The organism is Stenotrophomonas maltophilia, from assembly GCF_025642255.1.
In the GTDB taxonomy this organism is placed as follows: domain Bacteria; phylum Pseudomonadota; class Gammaproteobacteria; order Xanthomonadales; family Xanthomonadaceae; genus Stenotrophomonas; species Stenotrophomonas maltophilia_P.
This window is the reverse complement of the sequence record NZ_CP106759.1, coordinates 2,124,273-2,143,033: the sequence shown is the minus strand read 5'-3', so window position 1 is coordinate 2,143,033 and position 18,761 is coordinate 2,124,273. Positions and strand designations below refer to the sequence as shown.

Sequence of the window (18,761 nt, the reverse complement as noted above, 5' to 3'; positions counted from 1 at the left end):
ATGTCCAGGCAGCCCACTCTCGACGACCTGCGCCGCTACGCGGTGGCGCGCACCCTGTTCCCGCCGACAACGTTGATGGCCGCGATCCGGCGGCTGGGCTTCGTACAGGCCGATCCGATCCGCGCGCCGGCCCGGGCACAGGATCTGACACTGCGGCATCGGGTGAAGGACTATCGGGCCGGTGACCTCGAGCGGCGTTACCCGCGCCTGCCGGTAGAGGAGGACTGCCTGGTCAACTACGGCTTCCTGCCGCGCGAGTACCTGGCGTTGATGCATCCCCGCGTGGCCCGGCGTGCATGGGACGCGGACACCGAACGCCGTGCGGCGGATGTGCTGGCGTTCGTGCGCGAACGTGGCAGCGTGCATCCGCGCGAGGTCGACCAGGCGTTCGCGCACGGGCGGGTGACCAACTACTGGGGCGGCACCAGCAACGCCAGCACGCATCTGCTGGAGGGCATGCACTATCGCGGCCTGCTGCGGGTGCAGCGACGCGACAGCGGAACGCGCATCTACAGCGTGGCCGAGCATGCGCCGGCGGAGGACAGCGAGGACGGGCGCGCGGCGGCACTGGTCGCGCTGATCGTGCGCAAGTACGCGCCGCTTCCATCGGCCAGCATGACCTACCTGGTCCGGCTGCTGGGCTACGGCGCACCGCATCTGGCCGAGCAGACCCGGCAGGCGCTGAAGCTGGCGAAGGAACAGCTGGCGAGCGCTACCGTGGAGGGCACCACGTGGTACTGGCCGGCGGACGAGAATCCGCGTTCACGACGGCATGCGCCGGACAAACAGGTACGCCTGCTGGCGCCGTTCGACCCGGTGGTCTGGGACCGCCGGCGGTTCGAGCTGCTGTGGGGCTGGGTCTACAGGTTCGAGGCCTACACGCCGGCGCCCAAGCGCCAGTATGGCTACTACGCGCTGCCGATGCTGTGGCACGAGCAGGTGGTGGGGTGGGCCAATGTGAGTGTCCGCGACGGCCAGCTTGAGCCATCGATCGGCTATGCGGGGCGCTCACTGTCGCGCGACCGGCTGTTCCGCAGTGCGCTGGAGGACGAGCTGCAGCGCATGGCGCTGTTTCTGGCAGGCGGGCGCGGGGCCGGGTAGCGCTCGCAGCAGGCTGCTGTGGGCGCGTTCGCCATGATCGCCGGGCGTCGTTTCGATGACGTCGACGGCGCCTGCATGACGGCGCAGGCACAGTGGTGGCTCTGCCCGCCGGCTTCAGGAGTGCTGCATGGCCCGTCGCAAGACGCTGCGCATCGCCACGTTCAACGTCAACGGTATCGGCACGCGCTTGCCCCATCTGCTTGCCTGGCTCGACAGGACATCACCGGACGTGGTCGCATTGCAGGAGCTGAAGGCCACGGATGCGGCATTCCCGGCCGATGCGCTGGAACAGGCCGGCTACGGTGCGCTGTGGCTGGGCGAAGCGCGATGGAACGGCGTGGCCCTGCTGGCAAGGGATTCGGTGCCGGTGGAAAGCCGGCGGCGGTTGCCGGGCGAACCGGCGGATACGCAGAGCCGCTATCTGGAAGCGGCGGTGCACGGCATCGTCGTGGGTGGTCTCTACCTGCCCAACGGCAATCCCCAGCCGGGCCCCAGGTTCGACTACAAGCTGCGCTGGATGAAACGCCTTATCCGTCACGCGCGCAGCCTCGTCGATCTCCCGCACCCTGCAGTGCTGCTGGGCGATTTCAACGTCATCCCCACCGAGGCCGATGTATACGACCCGAAGGCATGGCGCCGCGACGCGCTGTTCCAGCCGGAGGTGCGCGAGCAGTTCGAGCATCTGCTCGCGCAGGGCTGGACCGACGCCCTGCGCAGCGTGCACGGTGACAGCACGATCTACACATTCTGGGACTACTTCCGCCAGCATGCCGAGCGCGACCGGGGACTGCGCATCGATCACCTGCTGCTGAACCCGGTCCTGGCGGCACGCGTGGTGGATGCAGGCGTGGATCGTTGGGTGCGCCTGCAGGACAAGGCCAGCGATCACGCGCCAACGTGGGTGACGGTGCGCACCTGATCCGGATCCGGCGTTGTCCGTCGGCACTGTGGTGGCGTCCGCTCAGCGCGTCTGCAACGATGCCTGCAGGGCGGCGGCCAGGGCAGCATCACCTGACACCAGGTCACGCCAGCGCAGGACCACACCCTTGCGCCGGCCTTTTTCCACCAGCTTCAGGCCCTGCGGATCAAGCGTCAGGGTGTAGTGCTGGCCGTCGATCTCCAGTTCACGCCGCAGTGGCCGGTCCAGCGGCGTCATCTGCGTGCTGCCGATGCAGGCCGGGGGGCGCGTGCCGAGACGTGCCGATGGCCGCGGACATGCCAGCGCCACGGAAAGTCGACGGCGCGGCTGATGCCGATCCGCGGGCCGATGACCGGGTCCGTCGGCGGAGGTGTGCCGTCGCGGGCAATGACCACACCGTGGCTGCCCGTCACCAGATCGGCGCCGTGGAAGCTCTTGTCCAGGCCGAATGCCTGGGACAGCTTGCCTGGGCCGCTGGCAAGATCGCGGTCGTGCCGTGCGGCTGGCCTGAGTTCCCGCATCCTGTCGATGCCCTGCACGGGCTCCGCTGCGCGCAGCAGGACTGCCACGCCCTCGTGTTCCTGCCCGCACACCACGTTGCTTCCCCAGTGGATGCCGTAGCTGAAGTACACGTACAGGTGCCCGGCCTCCCCGAACATACTGGCTGTCCGCGGCGTCGGTCCCCCGGTAGGAGTGCGCGGCCGGGTCGTGGCTGCCGCCGTAGGCCTCGACCTCGACGATGCGGGCCGCCCGCCCATCGCTGCGCACCAGCAGCGCGTTCAGGAGTTCGGGGGCGACCTCCTGCGGCGGACGCTGGTAGAAGCTGCGCGGCAGGAGCGTCCAGTGATCGGGCAGCCAGTCAGGCACGGCGGTAGCGGGTCGGCGAACGGGGGATCAGTCTGGCGCTGGCAGGGTGAAGCGGATGCGGACGCGGCGTCAATCCGGTGAACGCGGCGCGCGAAGCGCCGCACGCCGGGCGGCGTAGACTTCCGGCGTCTGCGGTTTGACGAACAGCGCCACCAGTTCCGGGTACTCACGCTTGACGGCGTTTTCGATGCGGGTGATGCAGGCCTCGATCTGCGGCGTATGCCGATCATCCTCGAACTCCGCGCTGAGCATGGCCACCACCTGCTCCGGGCCCATCTGCATGGTGGTCACGCCATTGGCGCGGCGCAGATCGGCATCGGTTTCGGCGACGGCCAGGATGCGCTCGGCCACCGCTGGATGGGCAGGCTCGCCCACCAGCAGGCCCTTGGTCTCGCGTGCCAGCAGGAACGCAGTCACCGCCAGAACTGCGGCGATGCACAGCGAGGCCACGCCGTCCAGGACCGGCATGTCCAGCAGTTGCGCCGCGACCAGCCCGGCCAGCGCGAATCCGAGACCGAGCAGGGCTGCACTGTCCTCCAGAAGCACGGTGAACGTGGACGGGTCCTTGCTGCGTCGGAACGCCTCGAAGTAGCCGAGCCTGCCCTTGGTGCGGCGGAACTCGCGCAGCGCCACCCACCACGACGCGCCTTCGAAGAGGATGGAAATGCCCAGCACGCTGTAGCTCAGCACATGGTGGGTCGCCGGTTCCGGCTGGCGGATGTGCTGGATGCCCTCGTATGCCGACACGCCCGCGCCCGCCGCAAACACCAGCAAGGCCACGATGAAGCTCCAGAAATACAGCTCGCGCCCGTAGCCGAATGGATGCACGGTGTCCGGCGCCTTGCCGGCCCTGCGCAGCCCGTACAGCAACAGCACTTCGTTCAGGGTGTCGACCAGCGAGTGCACGCCTTCACTGAGCATCGCTGAACTGCCGGAGATGCCAGCGGCGATGAATTTGGCCACGGCAATGGCGAGGTTGCCGGCCAGGGCGGCATAGATGACGAGGCGGGGACCGGTGGGGGCGGACATCGCAGGGCGGTTCAAGGAAGGTTGCCTGATCTTCCTGATGCTGCCGTCCGCGGGGCGTGCAGGGCGTCCGTCAGCGACCCTTCGGATTCAGGTAGAGCCGCGCGCCGTCGGACTCGCGAAAGCCAGACCACCGTCCGCCACCCGATGCACGGAAACGGCCGTACACCGTGTTGCTGGTGTCGGTCAGCAGCAACTGGTTACCGGAAAGCACCCAGCGGTTGGCCGGGAAGAATCCCTCTGGACAGCCCGCCGGCACATAGGCGCTGTAGCCGCCGAACCACTCCATGCTCTTCAGTTCGATCGTGCAGGTGTTCCCGTTCTCCTCGCCCAGCGTCCACGTGCCGAACAGGTCGCTGTCACGCAGATCGCGGGGATGGCGGCGTTCCTGGCCCCAGCGATCGGTGTCATCGGGGACGCCGATCTCCAGATCCACGCCGGTGCTCTCGCTGTTCGATTCGGAATGCGTCCGGGAATGGGTGCTGGACTGCGAGGTCATCGAGCCGCTGCTGCCAAAGGCCGTGTCATCGCTGCGCTGGCTTTGGCTCTGGGTGGTCGAGGTCTGGGTAGTCTGCGAGGTTTCGGTGCTCTGCTGGCCAAAGCCGAAGGATGCATCCTGGGCCATGACGGGAAGGGACAGGCAGCACAGCGCGGCCAGGCAGGTACGCGGGAGCAGGGCGATCATGGCGGGATGCTCGGGAGGGCGACCCGGAAAGCATGAGACCGGCAGGGTGGGAGACCGCGTGATGGTGCCATGCCGGCTGCGCAACGGCACTCGATGGCGGGCACCGTGGCGGTGCCCGTCGCCCCGGTCCCGGCCGTCAGGGCCTGGGTTTCAGCCGCGCCACGCGTCGTCGGTACTGGTAGACGTTGTCGCCCTCGATGCGGGTGGCCTCGGTGCCGCGCACCTGGCCCACCTTCTGGTCCGAGCCGCTGACGGGCGCGGCCTGCACTTCGGTTTCATGCTCGAAGGCGTGTGATTTGTCGGTATTGCGGTAGTAGCGGTACAGCGCCCAGTACAGCGCGGTCGCGCCGGCCGGACCTGCCGCCAACAGCCAGAGGCCACTGTCGTCGCTCATGCGGTCGCCATCAGAATGAGGATTGCCACTGCTTCGATGATCGTGCCGGCCGTAAGGGCTGCCAGCAGCATCTTCCACTGCTGCACGGGCACGCTTCCCATGGTTTCGCCGGTACGCCCGTTCACCGCGATGTAGTGCAGCATGCCGCGGTTGCGGCCGGGCTGATGATAGGAGTACAGCCAGACCGGCAGGTACATGGATACCCAGCGGGTGCCATGCACGTCCAGCTGTTCCTGCTCCCAGCGGACGCCCCGGTTGTAGCCGCGCACCGACGCTTCCACCTGTGCGCGCGCGATCGACAGCAGCTGGTCCTCCAGCCGCGGGCGCAGCGTTTCGACATCGAGATTGCGCTTCTCGGACGTGAAGCCGGCCAGGTAGGACGCGTTCCATTTCACCGCGTTCTTGGTGTCGAACGGCAGAATGGTGTTGATGATGTTGTTGGTGTTGGCACTGATGTCCAGATTGCCGCGCTCGGCAGAGGATTCCAGCGGCAGATCGTCGACGGTGAAGTTCACCTGGCGCTCGATCTGGTAGACATCGGCATCGTATACGGTGCGCTTGTTCTTCTCGCTGCCCACGGTGTATCGGCGGGTCTGGATCTCGCCCTTGCCCGCCACGGCGGCGCTGACATTGCTGTCCACGATCATGTACGGCAGGTACACGCCGACCACGTTCTCGGGCGTGAACTGATCCTTGAAGGCTTTCAGGGCGAACAGACGGCGCTTGTCGACGAACTGGCGGATGCGGGCAACCGCATCGTCCTTGCTGATGTGGAACGGCAGTACCGCATCCGGCACCGCGCCATTGGCGATCTGCTCGTTGACGCCGAACACATGCCGGCACCAGTGGCAGCGCGCCGTCATCGTGCTCTCGGTGTTGACCGTGACTTCGGCACCGCAGCCGGTGCATTTGAAGCTCATCAGCGCCGACGCATCGGCATCGATGTCGCGTGCACCGCTGGCAATGATGGTGCCACGCAGCTGGTCGATGTTCTCGCCCAGACCGAATGCCTCTTCCACCCGGGCGCCATGCCATTCGTGACGGCAGTACAGGCAGACCAGGATGTCTGTGCCGAGCTTGGGCCGGATGTCGGTGGCGCCGCATTTCGGGCACCGGTTCAGGCCGTCCTTCAACTCGGTGGCGGAGGTGTCGATGGCCAGCGGGTCCGGGGCGTCCACTTCGTCGCGGATCGCCTGCGGCAGCTGCGAGGTGTCCAGCGAGAAGCTGCCGGGTGGGGGAGGGACGTCCCGCGGCGAGCCCGGACCGTCCAACGCCGCCCCCGGCAACGGCGGCGGTGTCACAGGGCCGGAAGCGGGCAGCGGAGGCGGTCCGTTGCGTGGATCTGACATGTGCGGTTCGCGTCCTGCGGGTTACAGGCCCAGCGCCTTGGCCTTCAACGCATCATAGTCATCCTGGGTGATCAGGCCCAGGTCCAGCATCTCCTTGGCCTTTTTCAGCTTGGCCACCGGGTCATCCGCGGCCGGGGTGGCCGGCTGCTGCATGCCGCCGACACCGAACATGCCCGATGCCATGCCGACCCCCACCAGGCCTGCCGCGCCGCCGTTCTCGCCGGCGGACTGGATGCCCTGGGCGACACTGGCCTGCAGGTTGGAGTTGCCGCGCGATCCGGCCAGCGCGTCGGCGCGCTGCACGGTCTTGAGCAGTTCGCGGGTAGTGGCGTCGTATTCGATGGAGACGATCGCCGTCTTGACGATGGCCAGGCCGCGATCGCTCTGCCACTGGTAGGCCTGCTCGACGGCGGCCGACAGGCTCTGCGCGAAGCCGATCGAATCCTGCTGCAGCCGGGTGATGCGGTTGCCCTTGCCCGGATCGTTGGTGTACAGGCTGAAGGCCGGCGCCAGCGAGCCCACCACCTCATTGAACAGCTGGGTGGCGGCAGCGTTGTCCAGGTCGGTGAAGTCGAACACCTTGCCTGGTTGCAGGTAGGCTGCGGGTACGAAGTTCTTCACGAACAGGATCGGATCAACGATCTTCAACGTGTACGAACCGCGGGTGACCGCGCCGACCTGGGTGTTGAGGAAACCGTCATCCCAGTAGATCTCCGACTGGGTGCCGAAACGGTTGTCCGGCAGTTCCTTCAGCGAGACGAAGAAGGCGGCCTGCTGGCTTCCCGGCTGGCCACCGAACTTGAAGCGCTCCCAGCTCTGCTTGATGAAGGTGCTGACCAGGCCATCGCCGGCGAAGAGGGACTGCGAGTTCAGGTCGTCCGAGCGCCATTCGTATCCGCCCGGTTCGGCGACGAAGGCGGTGATCGCACCGTCCTGGAACAGCAGCAGGCCGTAGCCCTCGGGCACGACGATCTTCGAGCCGTTGCTGATGATGTTGGACGACCCGTGGGTATTGGAGCCGCGCCCGGCATTGGTGCCCTGCGGGACCGCAGCGAACAGGGCTGCGGTGGCCGGTAGGCCGGTGGGCACGGTGTAGAAGTCCTTCCACTGGTCGGCCAGCACACCACCGACCGCACCCTTCACCGCCTGTACCAGACCCATGGCCAACTCCCTGTTGTTGCGTGGACAGGCACCATGCCTGTCGAGCCCGCCTGAATATAGCAGCGGGCGGGGGCGGGCGTGCCATCCCTTGCTGAATCAGGCGGCGGGCGGTCCTCGCAGCGCCTGCAGCACGGCCGCCATGTCCAGCCCGCCCAGGCCGAGCCGTTGGGCGCGAGCGAAGAGAGCATCGCTGGCCTCGATCAGCGGTGCCGTGATGCCGGCGTCGCGCGCCGCCGCAGCCACCAGCTGGCTGTTCTTCAGCACGTCGGTGATCGACGCCTGCACCGCATAGTCGCCGCGCACCATCTTGTCGAGCTTGATCCGCGAAACGTCACTGGCCATCGGGCCGGCATCGAGCACCTGCGCGAAGCGCTCCAGCGGAATGCCGTGCGCTTCGGCGAAATGCACGGCCTCGGCCAGGCCGGTCACCAGCGTGATCAGGTACAGGTTCACGGCGAGCTTCATGCGCAGTGCCGCGGGAACATTGCCGCAGGGAACGCATTGCCTGCCCAGCGGCGCCACCAGCGCGGAGGCCTCTGCGACGTCCTCGTCTTCACCTGCCAGCAGGATGACCAGCTGCGCGGCTTCGGCCTGCACCCGCGAGCCGGACACCGGGGCTTCCACATAGCGCCCGCCGGCTGCGCGCACCTGTTGTGCCAATGTCTGCGAATAGGACGCGGAGCTGGTCCCCATGTTGATCAGCAGGCGACCGGCAGCACGCGCGGCGAATTCGGGGCTGTCGCGTGCCAGCACGCTGTCGATCGCCGCGTCGTTGGCGAGCATGAGGATGATCGTGCCGCAGGCAGCGAACACGTCTTCAACGCCATCGGCCACTTCGACACCGGCGGCGACCGCCTCGGCGTCGTTGCGGCCCGAGCGCGACCATCCCAGTACCTGGCTTCCCGTCCGCGCCAGGTGCGACGCCATCGGCGTTCCCATCACTCCGAGCCCGATGAATCCGACAGGCATGACTGCTTCCGCTGGGGACAAGGCGCCCATCATGCCGCAGGGCGCCGGCGACCGGCAGGGATTGACCGCGCACAGTCGGCGACGCAGGCTGGGCCGGCTCATGGCCGCCCGACACCCATCGCCCCTGTCCGCATCCCCGCACGCCATTGAAGGGGTGGCGTGCGCGGAGGATGCGTGGCCCTGCCTCGTGCATGCGGGGAGGCCATGAACCAGAGCCCGGAACTGCTGCGCCGGTTGCTGCGCGCCCGCGACTGCATGGACCGCGCCAGCCACGAACCGTGGCCGGTCGCCCGTCTGGCCGACGTCAGCGCAGTGTCCGTGGCGCACTTCGCACGCGCTTTCAAGCAGGCGTTTGGCATACCGCCCCATCGCTACCTGCTCAGCCGGCGCATCGAGCGGGCGGTTGCCCTGCTGCGCGAGACAGACCTGCCCATCACCGAGATCGCACTGGCGACCGGCTGGGCCAGCCTGGGCACCTTCGGTCGCGTCTTCCGTGACATCACCGGCGCCAGCCCGGGTGCTCTCCGCGAGCGCGAGCAAGCGAAGGGGGCAGCGCAGGGTCTGGTGCCGGAGTGCCACGCCCGTGCGGCGCGACGCCCGGACCTGAAGAGCGCAGTTCTGGAGAAGCGGCGACGCGACAGCGCTGCTAACGTCGCCCCCGACTCAGGGAGGTCCCATGACGAACAGCGTGAATGTGGTCGGCCTGTACGTGCGCGACCAGGATGAAGCACTCGATTTCTACGTCGGCAAGCTCGGCTTCGAGGTGGATACCGATGTGCGCAACGGTGACTACCGCTGGCTGACGGTCCGCAGCCCCGGGCAGGACAGCGTCCAGCTTGGCCTGTTCCGGCCCGGTCCGCCGGTCCACGATGCCGCCACCGCAGCGAGCCTGCAGCAGCTGCTGGCCAAGGGCGCGATGCCGCCCCTGGTGCTCGCAGTGGATGATTGCCGGGCCACCTACGAAGTTTGGCGACAGCGCGGGGTCGAGTTCACCCAGGAACCGGTCGAGCGCTACGGCGCGGTCGATGCCGGATTCCGTGATCCTTCCGGCAATGGCTGGAAGATGATTGAGGCCCGGTCTGATGCGAGGCGCCGGGCATGACCCGCGGGCGCTGGGCACGCCCCGTGCACCGCTGGACATTGATCGTGTTCACCGTGGCCGTGATTGCCAACTTCGTCGCCAGGGGCCTCGGTGGCGGCGAACCGCCGCCGTGGATCACATACTCACCGTTGCCGCCCCTGTTCCTGCAGCTGTTCACCGGTCTGTATCTGTTTGCGCTGCACTACACCGGGCGGCGCCGCCATGCCGTGTCCGGTTGACCCCATCACGCCACGGCGCCGGCCGCGTGGGCGGCCAGCAGGGCCGGCAGCTCGTCCATGCGCTGGAACACCCGATGGACGCCTGCGGCGCGCAGTGCCTCCGGGGTGCTGTGGTGCGGCCCGCCCTCGCTGAAGCCGAACACGGTCGCGCCCGCGGCCACGCCGGCCGCAGCGCCGGTCACGGTGTCCTCGATCACCGCACAGCGTCGCGGCTCAGCGCCCAGCGAAGCGGCAGCGGCCAGGTAGACATCCGGATGTGGCTTGCTGCGCGGCATGTCCTGGCCGCTGAAGACATGGCCCTCGAAGGCGTCGAACATCCCGACCTTGCGCAGTTGCAGTTCCACCTTGTGCAGGTCCGCGCCGGACGCGCAGGCGATGCGGCCGCCGGTGGCTGCGTGGATGGCCCGCACGGCTTCAGGGGCACCTGCGATGGCGGTCAGGTCCCGCTCCAGGGCACGATTGCGCTGCTGGCGGAACTCCTCCAGCCATTCGGCGGTGAAGGGTTTTCCCGTGCGCTCCTCGATCAGGCCGGCCAATCCGGCGACGGACTTGCCGAGAAAGACCTCGCCTGCCTGGGCGGGGGTCAGCAGCCAGCCGCGCGCACTCAGCATCTCGGAGAGCACGCGGGCCACCAGCGGCTCGGAATCCACCAGTACGCCATCGCAGTCGAACAGCACCGCATCGAAGGGGTAGGGGGACATCGACAACTCCTGCCAGTGAAAAGCCCATCATTATCGCCGGTTCGCGCAGCGCCGGGTTGCCGGGCTGCGGATGGGATGCCGAGGGCGCGTCGACTACAGGCCCGGTTCCCGTCCCATGCGGTGCGCCAATGCGAAGATCGCATCGGCCCCGGCCTGGGCAGCGTCCCTGTCTTCCGGCTGCAGGTGGCTGGTGAACAGGTCCTCGACCGACTCCGGCCCGCACATGCCTGCCTGACTGCACAGGCGGTTGAGCAGCGGAGAGTCGATTCCGCAGGGGACGCCGAGCCGGCATCCTGCGAGGATCCACGCCGCTGCGGCCACTTCGCTGCCGGCGGGAACGGCCTGCAGCTGCTGGCGTCGGTCGGCCGCCGTTGAACCCATCAGATTGGAAAGGGCGAGATACGCCTCGCCATCGTCCTGCAGGAGGACGGCTTCAATCAGTGTCCTGTGATCGGCCAGGGGCAGGTCAAAACCTGCATGCCTGATCTGCTCTTCTATCTGGGCCACCAGACTACCCTGCCGGGCGGCCAGGCTTCGGTAGTGCCGGACGTTCCTGATGCTCTCGACAATGCCAGGCGAGAACCCGGCACAGCGCCTCTGCAACCATGCGTGGCTGCGTATCAGAGCCGCACGGCGCTCGGGAGGGATGTCGATCGTCGCGATTGCCGCAGGGTCGAGGAACATCGTGCACTCGTCGTAGATCCGGCTCAGGGCCAGGCTGGCGTCGGCGTCGCCGCTGCGCGAGCGCTTTTCCAGGTCGGCGATGAGCAGATCCAGGCGGGCCGCCTCGCGGTAGCGCGCCATGGGTGAAAGCACGGGCTTGGCCTGTCCGGTACCTGCGGCGGCTGCCGACGCCGGCGCACCGTGCAGCGCAGCCTCGGCTCCGGTAGTGGCCGTGGGTGATTGCGTGCTGTCCGCAGACCGCCGCGAGGCGACGACAAGCGTCATCGCCAGGAGGACCAGCAGGGCGGCCACGCACGCGGCCAGCCGGAACGGGAACTTCACCATCGACCTCTTCTTGGCAACCGGATCCACCGGCACGGGGAGGGAGCTGTCTGTATGCCTGCATCGGCACGCTCGAGCCTAGCACGCCGCATTCATGTTCAAGCCCGGCGAGACGGGGCGTTCCCGCCATGTTGCGTCGCAAGGTGTCTCCCACCATTCGCACTGGTACGGTCCGGCTCGTCGCACTGCAGCGACGGGGAGAAACGACGATGCGCAAGATGCTGCTGCTGTTGATCCTGTTGACCGGCCTGTCACCTGCCGCTTGGGCGGTGACCGTTACCACCACCCATCAGACGATACCCAGCTGGGACGGAACACCGCTCGGGGTATTCGTCATCCAGCCGCAGGGGCAGGGCGAGGGACGCCTTCCGCTGCTGGTCATGCCCAGCAGTTGGGCCGTTCCCAGCGTGGAATATGTCGGCGTCGCGCAGGCGTTGGCCCAGCGTGGCTATATCGTGCTCAGCTACAGTTCGCGCGGATTCTGGGAGTCGGGTGGGGCAATCGACATCGCCGGACCCGCCACCGTGGAGGATGTCAGCGCGCTGATCGACTGGGCGCTGGACAACACCCGGGCCGATCCCGCCCGCATCGGTGTGTCCGGCATCTCCTACGGCGCCGGCACCAGTCTGCTGGCGGCGGCGCGTGATCCGCGCATCAAGGCGGTGGCCGCACTGAGCGGCTGGGCCGACCTGCAGGCGGCGCTGTACAGCAACAACACGCCCAGCGCGCAGGGCATTGCCCTGCTGGTGGCCGCTGGCCTGGCCACCGGCCGTCCCGGTGAGGAGCTGGCCACGATCAACCGCAGGGTGGTGACCGGCAACTTCCAGGGCGCGGTCGAATCGCTGCTGCCGGTTGCGGCACTGCGCAGCCCATCGGCCAGCGTGGCGGAGATCAACGCCAACCGCCCCGCCATCTTCCTGGCCAATGCCTTCAACGACAGCCTGTTCCCGCCCGGCCAGCTGGTGGACTTCTTCAATGCGTTGACTGGCCCCAAGCAGCTGCAGCTGCGTCATGGCGATCATGCCCTCAACGAGGCGCTGGGTGCGCTGGGGGTGCCGAATGAGGTCTACGCCTCGGTGGGGGACTGGTTCGATCACTACCTCAAGGGCGTGGCGAACGGCATCGACCGTGCCCCGGCCGTGCAGCTGAAGTCGCAGAAGGGCAGCTGGAACACCTATGCAGACTGGCAGGCGACCCGTGCCGGGGCGACCCAGTACGCGCTGACCGCGCCGGGCGGACTGCTGCTTCCCACGGGCGGCCTGGTCGAGAACGGGCGCAGCAGTGGCTGGAGCTACCGCATCGGCAGTGGCCTGCCGACCGCTGCCAACTCCGGTGTCGCGATGGTGTCCGGCTCCCTGCAGATGATCAACGTTGCGCCTGGCGCCTACGTGCCCTTCATCGGCCGCAATGCCGCCGGCGTCTGGCAGAGCCCGGTCTACTGGAGCGCCCGTCGCCTGGACGGCATGCCGGAAGTGCGCGTCACCGTCACCCCCAGCCGGGCCGATACCACGCTCTATGCGTATCTGTTCGTCGAGGACGTCCTCGGCAACGGGCAGCTGATCAGCCACAAGCCGTACACCCTGCGCAGCGCGACCCCAGGGCAGGCCAGCACGCTCGATCTGCGTCTTGAAGCGAGCAGCTGGAACATCCCGGCCGGAAGCCGGCTGACCCTGGTGATCGACACCGTGGACCTGCGCTATGCCGGCGTCAGCCAGCTTGGCGGAACGGTCACCTTCAGTTCCCCGGCCAACGCACCTTCAGTCCTGCGGGTGCCCTTGCACTGAGGCGATGCCGCGTTCCTCGACGGGGACGCGGCCGCGTGCGGCGGAGGAAGCGCACGGCGCCGCTGCCAGCGGCGCCTGCTGCATCCGCGTGCCATGCGCCGCATACCATCGCAGGTCTTCGATGAGGCGGGCGATGTCACTGGCCGACGCCGGGTCTGCCGTGCGTTGGCGCAGTGCCGGCATCAGGGCCCGCGCGATGGCTTCGATGCCACGCTCGCCAGCGATGGCCGCGCTGCCGCAGATGCGGTGGGCCATGTCGCTGGCCTTGCCCCAGACGCCCGCCTCGACCGCGACCTGGAGATCCTGCAGGTCGCTGTCATACGATTCCCAGAAGATCTCCAGCATTCCGCGTGCGATCTCGTCCCCCGGTCCGCGGCCCAGCCAGGCCCTGAGCTGGAAGGTGGGGAGAGGTTTGGTCACGACGTGATCGAACCCCGCCTCGGCGCACTCCTTCGCATGTTCAACGCCCTCCATCGCTGAGATCGCCAGGATGCTGGCACGTCCTTGCCGCCGCGAGTGCTCAATCGCGCGGATCCGCCGGCACAGTGCGTAGCCATCCATGTCGGGCAGGTTGCAGTCCAGCAGGATCGAGCCGAACTGAGGAGCCGTCCGGATCACGCGCAGGGCATGCGCAGCATCCGTCGCCAAGGTCACCGACAGCCCCATCGCCTCGATCTGCGCCTTGAACATCCGTGCACTGTAGATGTGATCTTCCACGATCAGTACCGATGGATTTCCGTGCGTGGCGGTCGCCTGCTGTTGGAGTGCGAGCGTGGGAGCGGAAGGTTCGCAGGCTCGCGCGTGACGTGCGGGAAGCACGACGTGGAAGCGACTGCCTTTTCCGGGGCTGCTCTCCACCTGGATGGAACCCCCCAGCCGCTGCGTGATGCGCGAGCAGATGGACAGGCCCAGGCCAGCACCGCCCAGGGCGCGTCCCTGCTGGCTCTGCCAGTAGTCGGAGAACAAGGCGTCGCGCTCCTCGGCACTCATGCCGATACCGCTGTCGATGACCTCGATGTTCAGCGTGCAGTGCCCGGACGTGCCGGCCTCCACCCACAGGCGTACACGTACGTCACCGTTGCGTGTGAACTTGATCGCGTTGGACAACAGGTTGACGACCACCTGCCGCACCACGATGGGATCGATCCACAGATCGCCCGGCTCGCCACAGGGCAGTTCCACATGGCATGTCACGTTGCGCTCGCGCGCCTGCGGGCGGAACGCGCGCACCGACTCCTCGATCAGGGGGCGCAGCGCGACCCGCGTTGGCTCCGCTGCGCGGCTGCCTCCTTCAAATCGCGAGTACTCCAATGCGTTGTTCAGCAGAAGACTGAGGCTGGAGGCACTGGCCAGGGCTGCATCGAGGGCCTCTTCCTGCTCCGGAAGCACGGGTCCCTTGCCGAGCAGGTCGGTTGCCGAAAGCAGCGCATTGGCCGAGTTGCGGATTTCATGGCTGACCACGGCCAGCATCCTTGCCTTCTCCTGCGCGGCGCGTTTGGCCAGATCCCGTGATCGCTTCATCTGGTAGGCCGCGAACGCCAGCGCCAGCAGGACGAGGGCGGCGGAAATCGCTTCCGTCCGGTAGTACAGCAGGATTGCGCCGACCGAGGGCGGCGTGCGGTACACCGTCTCCAGCCAGCCATCGATCACATCCCGGTGATGGGCGACCGAAAGCGCGCGGAGTCCGCTGTCGATGGTGTCCAGCAGCGCCTTGTCCTCGCGCCTGACCACCGCACGCACCACGATCGGCAGCTCCGCGACCGCACCGGACGCGACCAGGGTATGCTGGAAGTATCGGCGGATCACCGGGTTGTACAGCGCATCGGTTCCCAGCGCCGCATCCGCCGTTCCCGACTCGACCGCACCGAGGATCTGCGGCACTCCCGTGAACTCCAGCACCTTGATATCCGGATGATGGCGCCGGATCCAGTCGACGTACTGGCTGCCCTCGCGTACGGCGACCACGTGGCCGGACAGCGCGCCCAGCGTAGCGAATCCGGGCCCCGCCGCGCGCGAGAACAGCAGTGTCCTGCCCTCGTAGTAGGGCGGCGACACCAGGAAGCGGTCATCCTGCGGAAGATCCAGGTCCATGACCGAAGGCACCAGATCAACCGTGCCTGCCTGAAGGTGCCGATAGGCGTCCGCAGGTGATCGGGTGGGTACGAACTGGAAGCGGACGCCCGCGAGCCCGGCGATGTGCATCATGTAGCGATAGGCGGAAGCACCTTTCCCGGTGGCGAAGCCAACCGCACGTCCTCCATCCAACTGCGGATCGGCGGCCACACGGATGATGCGCGCCTGCGTGGCGTCGTGGTTGCGGGAGGAGTGATGGACTCCCGTGGCAAGCGCGCAGAGCAGAAGCGCGGCTGCAGCCAGCAGCCCGGCCATTCCTGTTGATCGTTTCATCGGCCTTCCAGAGGCGGGCAAAGCACGTGAGCGGATCTCACGGGACGTTGTGCTGAAGAAGCCGTGGCGACGCGGTGCTGTCACCCCGCGGTGCTCCTCCATTTCGGTGCTGGAAGGCTAGCAAAGAGTGCCCGATGCGTCTTTGCAACTAATTGTATTGGAGAACCTGAACGAGCCGTACATCATTCCTGCCCCGGCCCGCTGCCGCCTTCCCACTACACGAGGTGCCAACGCGACCCTGGGCGCGCCCGTCGGAAGACGCGCTCATTCCAGTCCCAACTCCGATGCGAACCTGAAAAGTTCGGCATTGCTGCTCACGCCGAGCTTGCGCATTGCCGCACGCTTCTGGGTGCTGACCGTCTGCTTGGTGACCGCCAGCTCAAGCGCAATCTCATTCACGCCCTTGCCCGCCAGGAGCAGATGTACCACCTGTGCTTCGCGAGGCGAGAGCAGTTCGCCGGCGGAATCGAATCCGTTCACATCGCGGCTGGCCAGGATGGCGGGTGAGAAATACCGGCGTCCCTGGGATGCGGCCAGCAACGCTCTGGCGACATGCCGCAGGTCATCCGACTTGCTGACCACCGCGGCCACCCCGCGCGTGAGCAGAACCTGGATGATCGGCCACTGGTCCAGCGCGGTGAGAACCACGATGCGCAGTGCCGGGTACCTGCTGCACAACGTATCCACCAACGCCAGGCCATCGCAGCCGTCGCCAGCGGGCATGGAGTAGTCGACGACGGCAACATCGGCAGGCTGGACAGCGAGGAGGTCCAGCAGTTCGACGCCGTTTGCAACGCTGGCCAGGCATTGGAATCCTGCCTGCTCATCGACGATCGCCTCAACCGCAAAGCGTGTGATCGGATGATCGTCGGCAATGACAACATCCTCGACTCGGTCTTTCATAGTGTTTTCCTTCGCATTGCGTTTTCGCGAACAGGAAACTTCACGGCCAACCTGACAAGCGTCAACAGAAGGAGGCGCGAAACATGCCTGTCGAATTCATCATCGCCGATGATCACCCCGTGGTCACCATCGGCGTTGCCCGGCTCATCGCCGCACACCCGGACCTGTCCCTGCGGGGGTGTGCCAGGAATTCGAGCGAGCTCGTCAACCTGCTGGCCACCACCAGCGTGCAGGTCGCGGTGATCGACTACTCGATGCCGGGTGGCGAGTACGGAGACGGTCTGTCATTGATCCGCTTCCTCCTGCGACGCTTTCCTCGCACGGCGCTCGTCCTGCTCACCGGGAACGACAGCAGCCACATCATCGAGCATGCGCAGCGGGCCGGCGTGAAATGCATCGTTGCCAAGTCCGATCCGCTGGAGTACCTGCCACCGGCCATTCTCGCCGCGGCGGTCGGCAGGAACCACCTGTCGCCGCGGATGCTCGAACTCGCTTCGCTGCATGAGCAGTTGCCGGGCGTGGTGCTGTCCGGGCGCGAGCTGGAGGTCCTGCGCCTTCTGGTCGAAGGTTACAGCCAGCGCGAGGTGGCCCGCCAGTTGTGCCGCAGCGTACAGACCATCAGTGCACAGAAGCGCTCGGCGATGAAGAAGCTCGGCCTCAACAGCACCATCGATGTCCATCGCTATGCTGCTGCCAATGGCTGGGTGACCTGTGCCGATGGCGGATAGGCCTGCGGCATTTGCAAACTAGTTCGATTGTGGAAGTGAACTGCCATCCATACAGTGACTGCAACTTAACTCGTAGTCCGGGGGAGCGGAATGACTATTGAACTGGATGCCTGCGTAGCCGGAGTGCTTGCACGGTTCGCTGCACTGGATGTCGAGCAGCAGCGGTGGTTCCTTGATTCATTGAACGGTTACATGTATGCGTCCGCGCCGCAGCGGAGGCAGCTGCGCAGCACGTGGGAGAACCATCGTCACGACGAGGTGGGCGGTCGCAGCGCCGTGCCCCGGCAGGCCTAGGCGGCCACGCGTGTGGAGTGGGGCGCCCGCACACATCATCGCTGTTCCGTGACGCCCACGATCTGCACCGATTCCCGATACAGTGCAGCAACGCCGGACCTCGCCGCGCTTGCCTGCTCCAGTAGTGTCTCTTCCACGGGCAGAAGCCCGGAGCGACATGCCTGCACCACGTCCTTGCACTCCATCATCATCCACTTCGTCTGACTGTCGTCCATCACGATTCTCGACAGCACGCGCGAGGCTTTGCGCAGTGCGATCTCCCGCGATGTCGCATGGGCACAGACGTAGGCGTAGAGCGGGGGCGCGAGGCCATGGCGATCACGCCGCAGGTCGAACTTCATCAGAAAGCACACACGCATCCGAACACCGCATCTCCGGCCGGGTCAAACGGCGCGCCATCGCGCCGACAGTGCAACTCCAGCGGGTTTCGCTGCAGTGCAATATGGCAACAGTGCAATCAAGTCCGCGTTCTTTCCATAGAACTTTTATCAATCATTCGTTGCCGAGCTGGCCGGACAGGGCGATCCGCGCTGAACTTCGGAGTTGTTCGATTGAGTGCTCCAGCCGGCGGACATAGCATGGACGGCGCGCCGGCGCAGGAAGCGGCGAGGGGGCTGTTACCTACATGGACCATGTCGAGGGGGTCAAGACGATGTTCGCAGCGGGAGCCGGAGTACTGTCGGATCTGCGTCACTGCCTGTGCCGGGACTCCGCAACGATGCCCCATGATGAAGGTGCCATCCCGGGGCCGTCATCTGCATCGGAAGAGGCAGGCGTGCGCAGCCACATTGCCTTCCTGTGCCGATTCCCCGATCGCGATGTGCCGGTGATCACCAGCCGGTTCATGGGCCGGTCACTGACGGTAAGCATCGGGCTGGAGCCCCGTGGCGTCGGTCACGCAGGAAGGCAGGCCACCGGGGCAGAGCAGCGTGCGCTGCGCAGCGCGTGCGGCCGCGGTCGCATCCATACCGTTGCCATATCCACACGCACCGCCGCTCCGATCACCCTGCACGGCATGTTCCGTTCGGTGCCCGATGGCGAAGGCGTGATGATCCTGTGCGCCGACGATGCGGTCCGCCAGCATGTGATCGCTCTGATGGGCCTGTCGAACCACTGTTCCAGCTGCGGCGCGACCCGCTGATTCCCTGT

21 protein-coding genes and 1 pseudogene are annotated in these 18,761 nt (G+C 66.9%); 9 read left to right on the top strand and 13 right to left on the bottom strand.

Annotation, left to right across the window (positions count from 1 at the left end; all coding sequences use genetic code 11):
- On the top strand, nt 1-1,101 hold the full coding sequence (locus N8888_RS09895; protein WP_263174366.1) for a DNA glycosylase AlkZ-like family protein: 1,101 nt from the start codon (nt 1-3) through the stop codon (nt 1,099-1,101).
- A gap of 127 nt (nt 1,102-1,228) precedes the next feature.
- Complete coding sequence (locus N8888_RS09890) at nt 1,229-2,020, top strand: exodeoxyribonuclease III (protein ID WP_263174363.1); 792 nt, start codon at nt 1,229-1,231, stop codon at nt 2,018-2,020.
- 42 nt (nt 2,021-2,062) lie between these two features.
- Here N8888_RS09890 and N8888_RS09885 read toward each other — a convergent pair whose 3' ends face one another.
- The 8 genes and pseudogenes from N8888_RS09885 to N8888_RS09850 all read right to left on the bottom strand — a co-directional run bounded on the left by N8888_RS09885 (nt 2,063) and on the right by N8888_RS09850 (nt 8,471).
- Nucleotides 2,063-2,257 carry a hypothetical protein gene (locus tag N8888_RS09885; RefSeq protein ID WP_111186911.1) on the bottom strand — a complete coding sequence of 65 codons (195 nt, stop codon included), beginning with the start codon at nt 2,255-2,257 and terminating at the stop codon, nt 2,063-2,065.
- Nucleotides 2,254-2,887 (bottom strand): annotated as a pseudogene (locus tag N8888_RS09880) (DNA-3-methyladenine glycosylase). The gene N8888_RS09885 and the pseudogene N8888_RS09880 overlap by 4 nt, the downstream one beginning before the upstream one ends.
- A gap of 69 nt (nt 2,888-2,956) precedes the next feature.
- Nucleotides 2,957-3,916, bottom strand: coding sequence for a cation diffusion facilitator family transporter (locus N8888_RS09875; protein WP_180875229.1), 960 nt, complete (start codon nt 3,914-3,916; stop codon nt 2,957-2,959).
- Nucleotides 3,917-3,986: 70 nt separating this feature from the next.
- Complete coding sequence (locus N8888_RS09870) at nt 3,987-4,598, bottom strand: AprI/Inh family metalloprotease inhibitor (RefSeq protein WP_065182310.1); 612 nt, start codon at nt 4,596-4,598, stop codon at nt 3,987-3,989.
- A 136-nt stretch (nt 4,599-4,734) separates the two neighbouring features.
- Nucleotides 4,735-4,992: a hypothetical protein gene (locus tag N8888_RS09865; protein WP_053515893.1), complete on the bottom strand. Its 258-nt coding sequence runs from the start codon at nt 4,990-4,992 to the stop codon at nt 4,735-4,737.
- A complete protein-coding gene (locus N8888_RS09860) occupies nt 4,989-6,341 on the bottom strand; it encodes a TFIIB-type zinc ribbon-containing protein (protein WP_263174355.1) in 1,353 nt (450 codons plus the stop codon). The genes N8888_RS09865 and N8888_RS09860 overlap by 4 nt, the downstream gene beginning before the upstream one ends.
- Nucleotides 6,342-6,362: 21 nt before the next feature.
- On the bottom strand, nt 6,363-7,502 hold the full coding sequence (locus N8888_RS09855) for an SPFH domain-containing protein (RefSeq protein ID WP_065182307.1): 1,140 nt from the start codon (nt 7,500-7,502) through the stop codon (nt 6,363-6,365).
- 96 nt (nt 7,503-7,598) lie between these two features.
- Nucleotides 7,599-8,471: an NAD(P)-dependent oxidoreductase gene (locus N8888_RS09850; protein ID WP_263174351.1), complete on the bottom strand. Its 873-nt coding sequence runs from the start codon at nt 8,469-8,471 to the stop codon at nt 7,599-7,601.
- A gap of 204 nt (nt 8,472-8,675) precedes the next feature.
- On the opposite strand from N8888_RS09850, the gene N8888_RS09845 reads away from it, so the two are divergent.
- Genes N8888_RS09845 through N8888_RS09835 form a run of 3 tightly spaced genes read left to right on the top strand, consistent with a single transcriptional unit; the run spans nt 8,676 to nt 9,791 of the window.
- A complete protein-coding gene (locus N8888_RS09845; RefSeq protein ID WP_263174350.1) occupies nt 8,676-9,197 on the top strand; it encodes a helix-turn-helix transcriptional regulator in 522 nt (173 codons plus the stop codon).
- A complete protein-coding gene (locus N8888_RS09840) occupies nt 9,148-9,573 on the top strand; it encodes a VOC family protein (protein ID WP_263174348.1) in 426 nt (141 codons plus the stop codon). Before N8888_RS09845 ends, N8888_RS09840 begins: the two co-directional genes overlap by 50 nt.
- Entirely contained in the window at nt 9,570-9,791 is a 222-nt protein-coding gene (locus N8888_RS09835; protein WP_263174346.1) for a hypothetical protein, read from the top strand. Before N8888_RS09840 ends, N8888_RS09835 begins: the two co-directional genes overlap by 4 nt.
- 5 nt (nt 9,792-9,796) lie before the next feature.
- Here the strand turns inward: N8888_RS09835 and N8888_RS09830 are convergent, their stop codons facing one another.
- Together N8888_RS09830 and N8888_RS09825 are read right to left on the bottom strand one after the other, a co-directional pair.
- Nucleotides 9,797-10,492: an HAD family hydrolase gene (locus N8888_RS09830; RefSeq protein ID WP_263174344.1), complete on the bottom strand. Its 696-nt coding sequence runs from the start codon at nt 10,490-10,492 to the stop codon at nt 9,797-9,799.
- Nucleotides 10,493-10,585: 93 nt separating this feature from the next.
- Entirely contained in the window at nt 10,586-11,500 is a 915-nt protein-coding gene (locus N8888_RS09825) for a hypothetical protein (RefSeq protein WP_263174343.1), read from the bottom strand.
- A gap of 206 nt (nt 11,501-11,706) precedes the next feature.
- Here N8888_RS09825 and N8888_RS09820 point away from each other — a divergent pair, with 206 nt between their 5' ends.
- Entirely contained in the window at nt 11,707-13,281 is a 1,575-nt protein-coding gene (locus N8888_RS09820) for a S15 peptidase family protein (protein ID WP_111186921.1), read from the top strand.
- Here N8888_RS09820 and N8888_RS09815 read toward each other — a convergent pair.
- Both N8888_RS09815 and N8888_RS09810 read right to left on the bottom strand, forming a co-directional pair.
- Nucleotides 13,255-15,687, bottom strand: coding sequence for an ATP-binding protein (locus N8888_RS09815; protein ID WP_263174339.1), 2,433 nt, complete (start codon nt 15,685-15,687; stop codon nt 13,255-13,257). The genes N8888_RS09820 and N8888_RS09815 overlap by 27 nt on opposite strands.
- Before the next feature lie 264 nt (nt 15,688-15,951).
- Nucleotides 15,952-16,590 (bottom strand): response regulator, encoded by a 639-nt coding sequence (locus N8888_RS09810; protein WP_065182300.1) that lies wholly within the window; start codon nt 16,588-16,590, stop codon nt 15,952-15,954.
- 83 nt (nt 16,591-16,673) lie between these two features.
- Between N8888_RS09810 and N8888_RS09805 the strand changes: the two genes are divergently transcribed.
- Together N8888_RS09805 and N8888_RS09800 are read left to right on the top strand one after the other, a co-directional pair.
- Nucleotides 16,674-17,318, top strand: a complete 645-nt coding sequence (locus N8888_RS09805; protein WP_065182299.1) for a LuxR C-terminal-related transcriptional regulator — start codon at nt 16,674-16,676, stop codon at nt 17,316-17,318.
- Nucleotides 17,319-17,408: 90 nt separating this feature from the next.
- On the top strand, nt 17,409-17,612 hold the full coding sequence (locus N8888_RS09800; protein ID WP_065176077.1) for a hypothetical protein: 204 nt from the start codon (nt 17,409-17,411) through the stop codon (nt 17,610-17,612).
- A 35-nt stretch (nt 17,613-17,647) separates the two neighbouring features.
- On the opposite strand, the gene N8888_RS09795 is transcribed toward N8888_RS09800, so the two are convergent.
- Nucleotides 17,648-17,953 (bottom strand): hypothetical protein, encoded by a 306-nt coding sequence (locus tag N8888_RS09795; protein ID WP_154582308.1) that lies wholly within the window; start codon nt 17,951-17,953, stop codon nt 17,648-17,650.
- A 434-nt stretch (nt 17,954-18,387) separates the two neighbouring features.
- Here N8888_RS09795 and N8888_RS09790 point away from each other — a divergent pair, with 434 nt between their 5' ends.
- Nucleotides 18,388-18,753, top strand: a complete 366-nt coding sequence (locus tag N8888_RS09790; protein WP_146256258.1) for a hypothetical protein — start codon at nt 18,388-18,390, stop codon at nt 18,751-18,753.
- The last annotated feature ends 8 nt before the right edge of the window (nt 18,754-18,761 follow it).

Bases quoted from the DNA above. Each gene is read 5' to 3' on its own strand.
- N8888_RS09795 (WP_154582308.1), bottom strand. From the start codon at position 17,953: ATGAAGTTCGACCTGCGGCGTGATCGCCATGGCCTCGCGCCCCCGCTC.
- N8888_RS09820 (WP_111186921.1), top strand. From the start codon at position 11,707: ATGCGCAAGATGCTGCTGCTGTTGATCCTGTTGACCGGCCTGTCACCT.
- N8888_RS09830 (WP_263174344.1), bottom strand. From the start codon at position 10,492: ATGTCCCCCTACCCCTTCGATGCGGTGCTGTTCGACTGCGATGGCGTA.
- N8888_RS09865 (WP_053515893.1), bottom strand. From the start codon at position 4,992: ATGAGCGACGACAGTGGCCTCTGGCTGTTGGCGGCAGGTCCGGCCGGC.
- N8888_RS09875 (WP_180875229.1), bottom strand. From the start codon at position 3,916: ATGTCCGCCCCCACCGGTCCCCGCCTCGTCATCTATGCCGCCCTGGCC.
- N8888_RS09885 (WP_111186911.1), bottom strand. From the start codon at position 2,257: ATGACGCCGCTGGACCGGCCACTGCGGCGTGAACTGGAGATCGACGGC.
- N8888_RS09800 (WP_065176077.1), top strand. From the start codon at position 17,409: ATGACTATTGAACTGGATGCCTGCGTAGCCGGAGTGCTTGCACGGTTC.
- N8888_RS09855 (WP_065182307.1), bottom strand. From the start codon at position 7,502: ATGGGTCTGGTACAGGCGGTGAAGGGTGCGGTCGGTGGTGTGCTGGCC.
- N8888_RS09890 (WP_263174363.1), top strand. From the start codon at position 1,229: ATGGCCCGTCGCAAGACGCTGCGCATCGCCACGTTCAACGTCAACGGT.
- N8888_RS09845 (WP_263174350.1), top strand. From the start codon at position 8,676: ATGAACCAGAGCCCGGAACTGCTGCGCCGGTTGCTGCGCGCCCGCGAC.
- N8888_RS09870 (WP_065182310.1), bottom strand. From the start codon at position 4,598: ATGATCGCCCTGCTCCCGCGTACCTGCCTGGCCGCGCTGTGCTGCCTG.
- N8888_RS09815 (WP_263174339.1), bottom strand. From the start codon at position 15,687: ATGAAACGATCAACAGGAATGGCCGGGCTGCTGGCTGCAGCCGCGCTT.
- N8888_RS09850 (WP_263174351.1), bottom strand. From the start codon at position 8,471: ATGCCTGTCGGATTCATCGGGCTCGGAGTGATGGGAACGCCGATGGCG.
- N8888_RS09860 (WP_263174355.1), bottom strand. From the start codon at position 6,341: ATGTCAGATCCACGCAACGGACCGCCTCCGCTGCCCGCTTCCGGCCCT.
- N8888_RS09840 (WP_263174348.1), top strand. From the start codon at position 9,148: ATGACGAACAGCGTGAATGTGGTCGGCCTGTACGTGCGCGACCAGGAT.
- N8888_RS09805 (WP_065182299.1), top strand. From the start codon at position 16,674: ATGCCTGTCGAATTCATCATCGCCGATGATCACCCCGTGGTCACCATC.
- N8888_RS09810 (WP_065182300.1), bottom strand. From the start codon at position 16,590: ATGAAAGACCGAGTCGAGGATGTTGTCATTGCCGACGATCATCCGATC.
- N8888_RS09835 (WP_263174346.1), top strand. From the start codon at position 9,570: ATGACCCGCGGGCGCTGGGCACGCCCCGTGCACCGCTGGACATTGATC.
- N8888_RS09895 (WP_263174366.1), top strand. From the start codon at position 1: ATGTCCAGGCAGCCCACTCTCGACGACCTGCGCCGCTACGCGGTGGCG.
- N8888_RS09825 (WP_263174343.1), bottom strand. From the start codon at position 11,500: ATGGTGAAGTTCCCGTTCCGGCTGGCCGCGTGCGTGGCCGCCCTGCTG.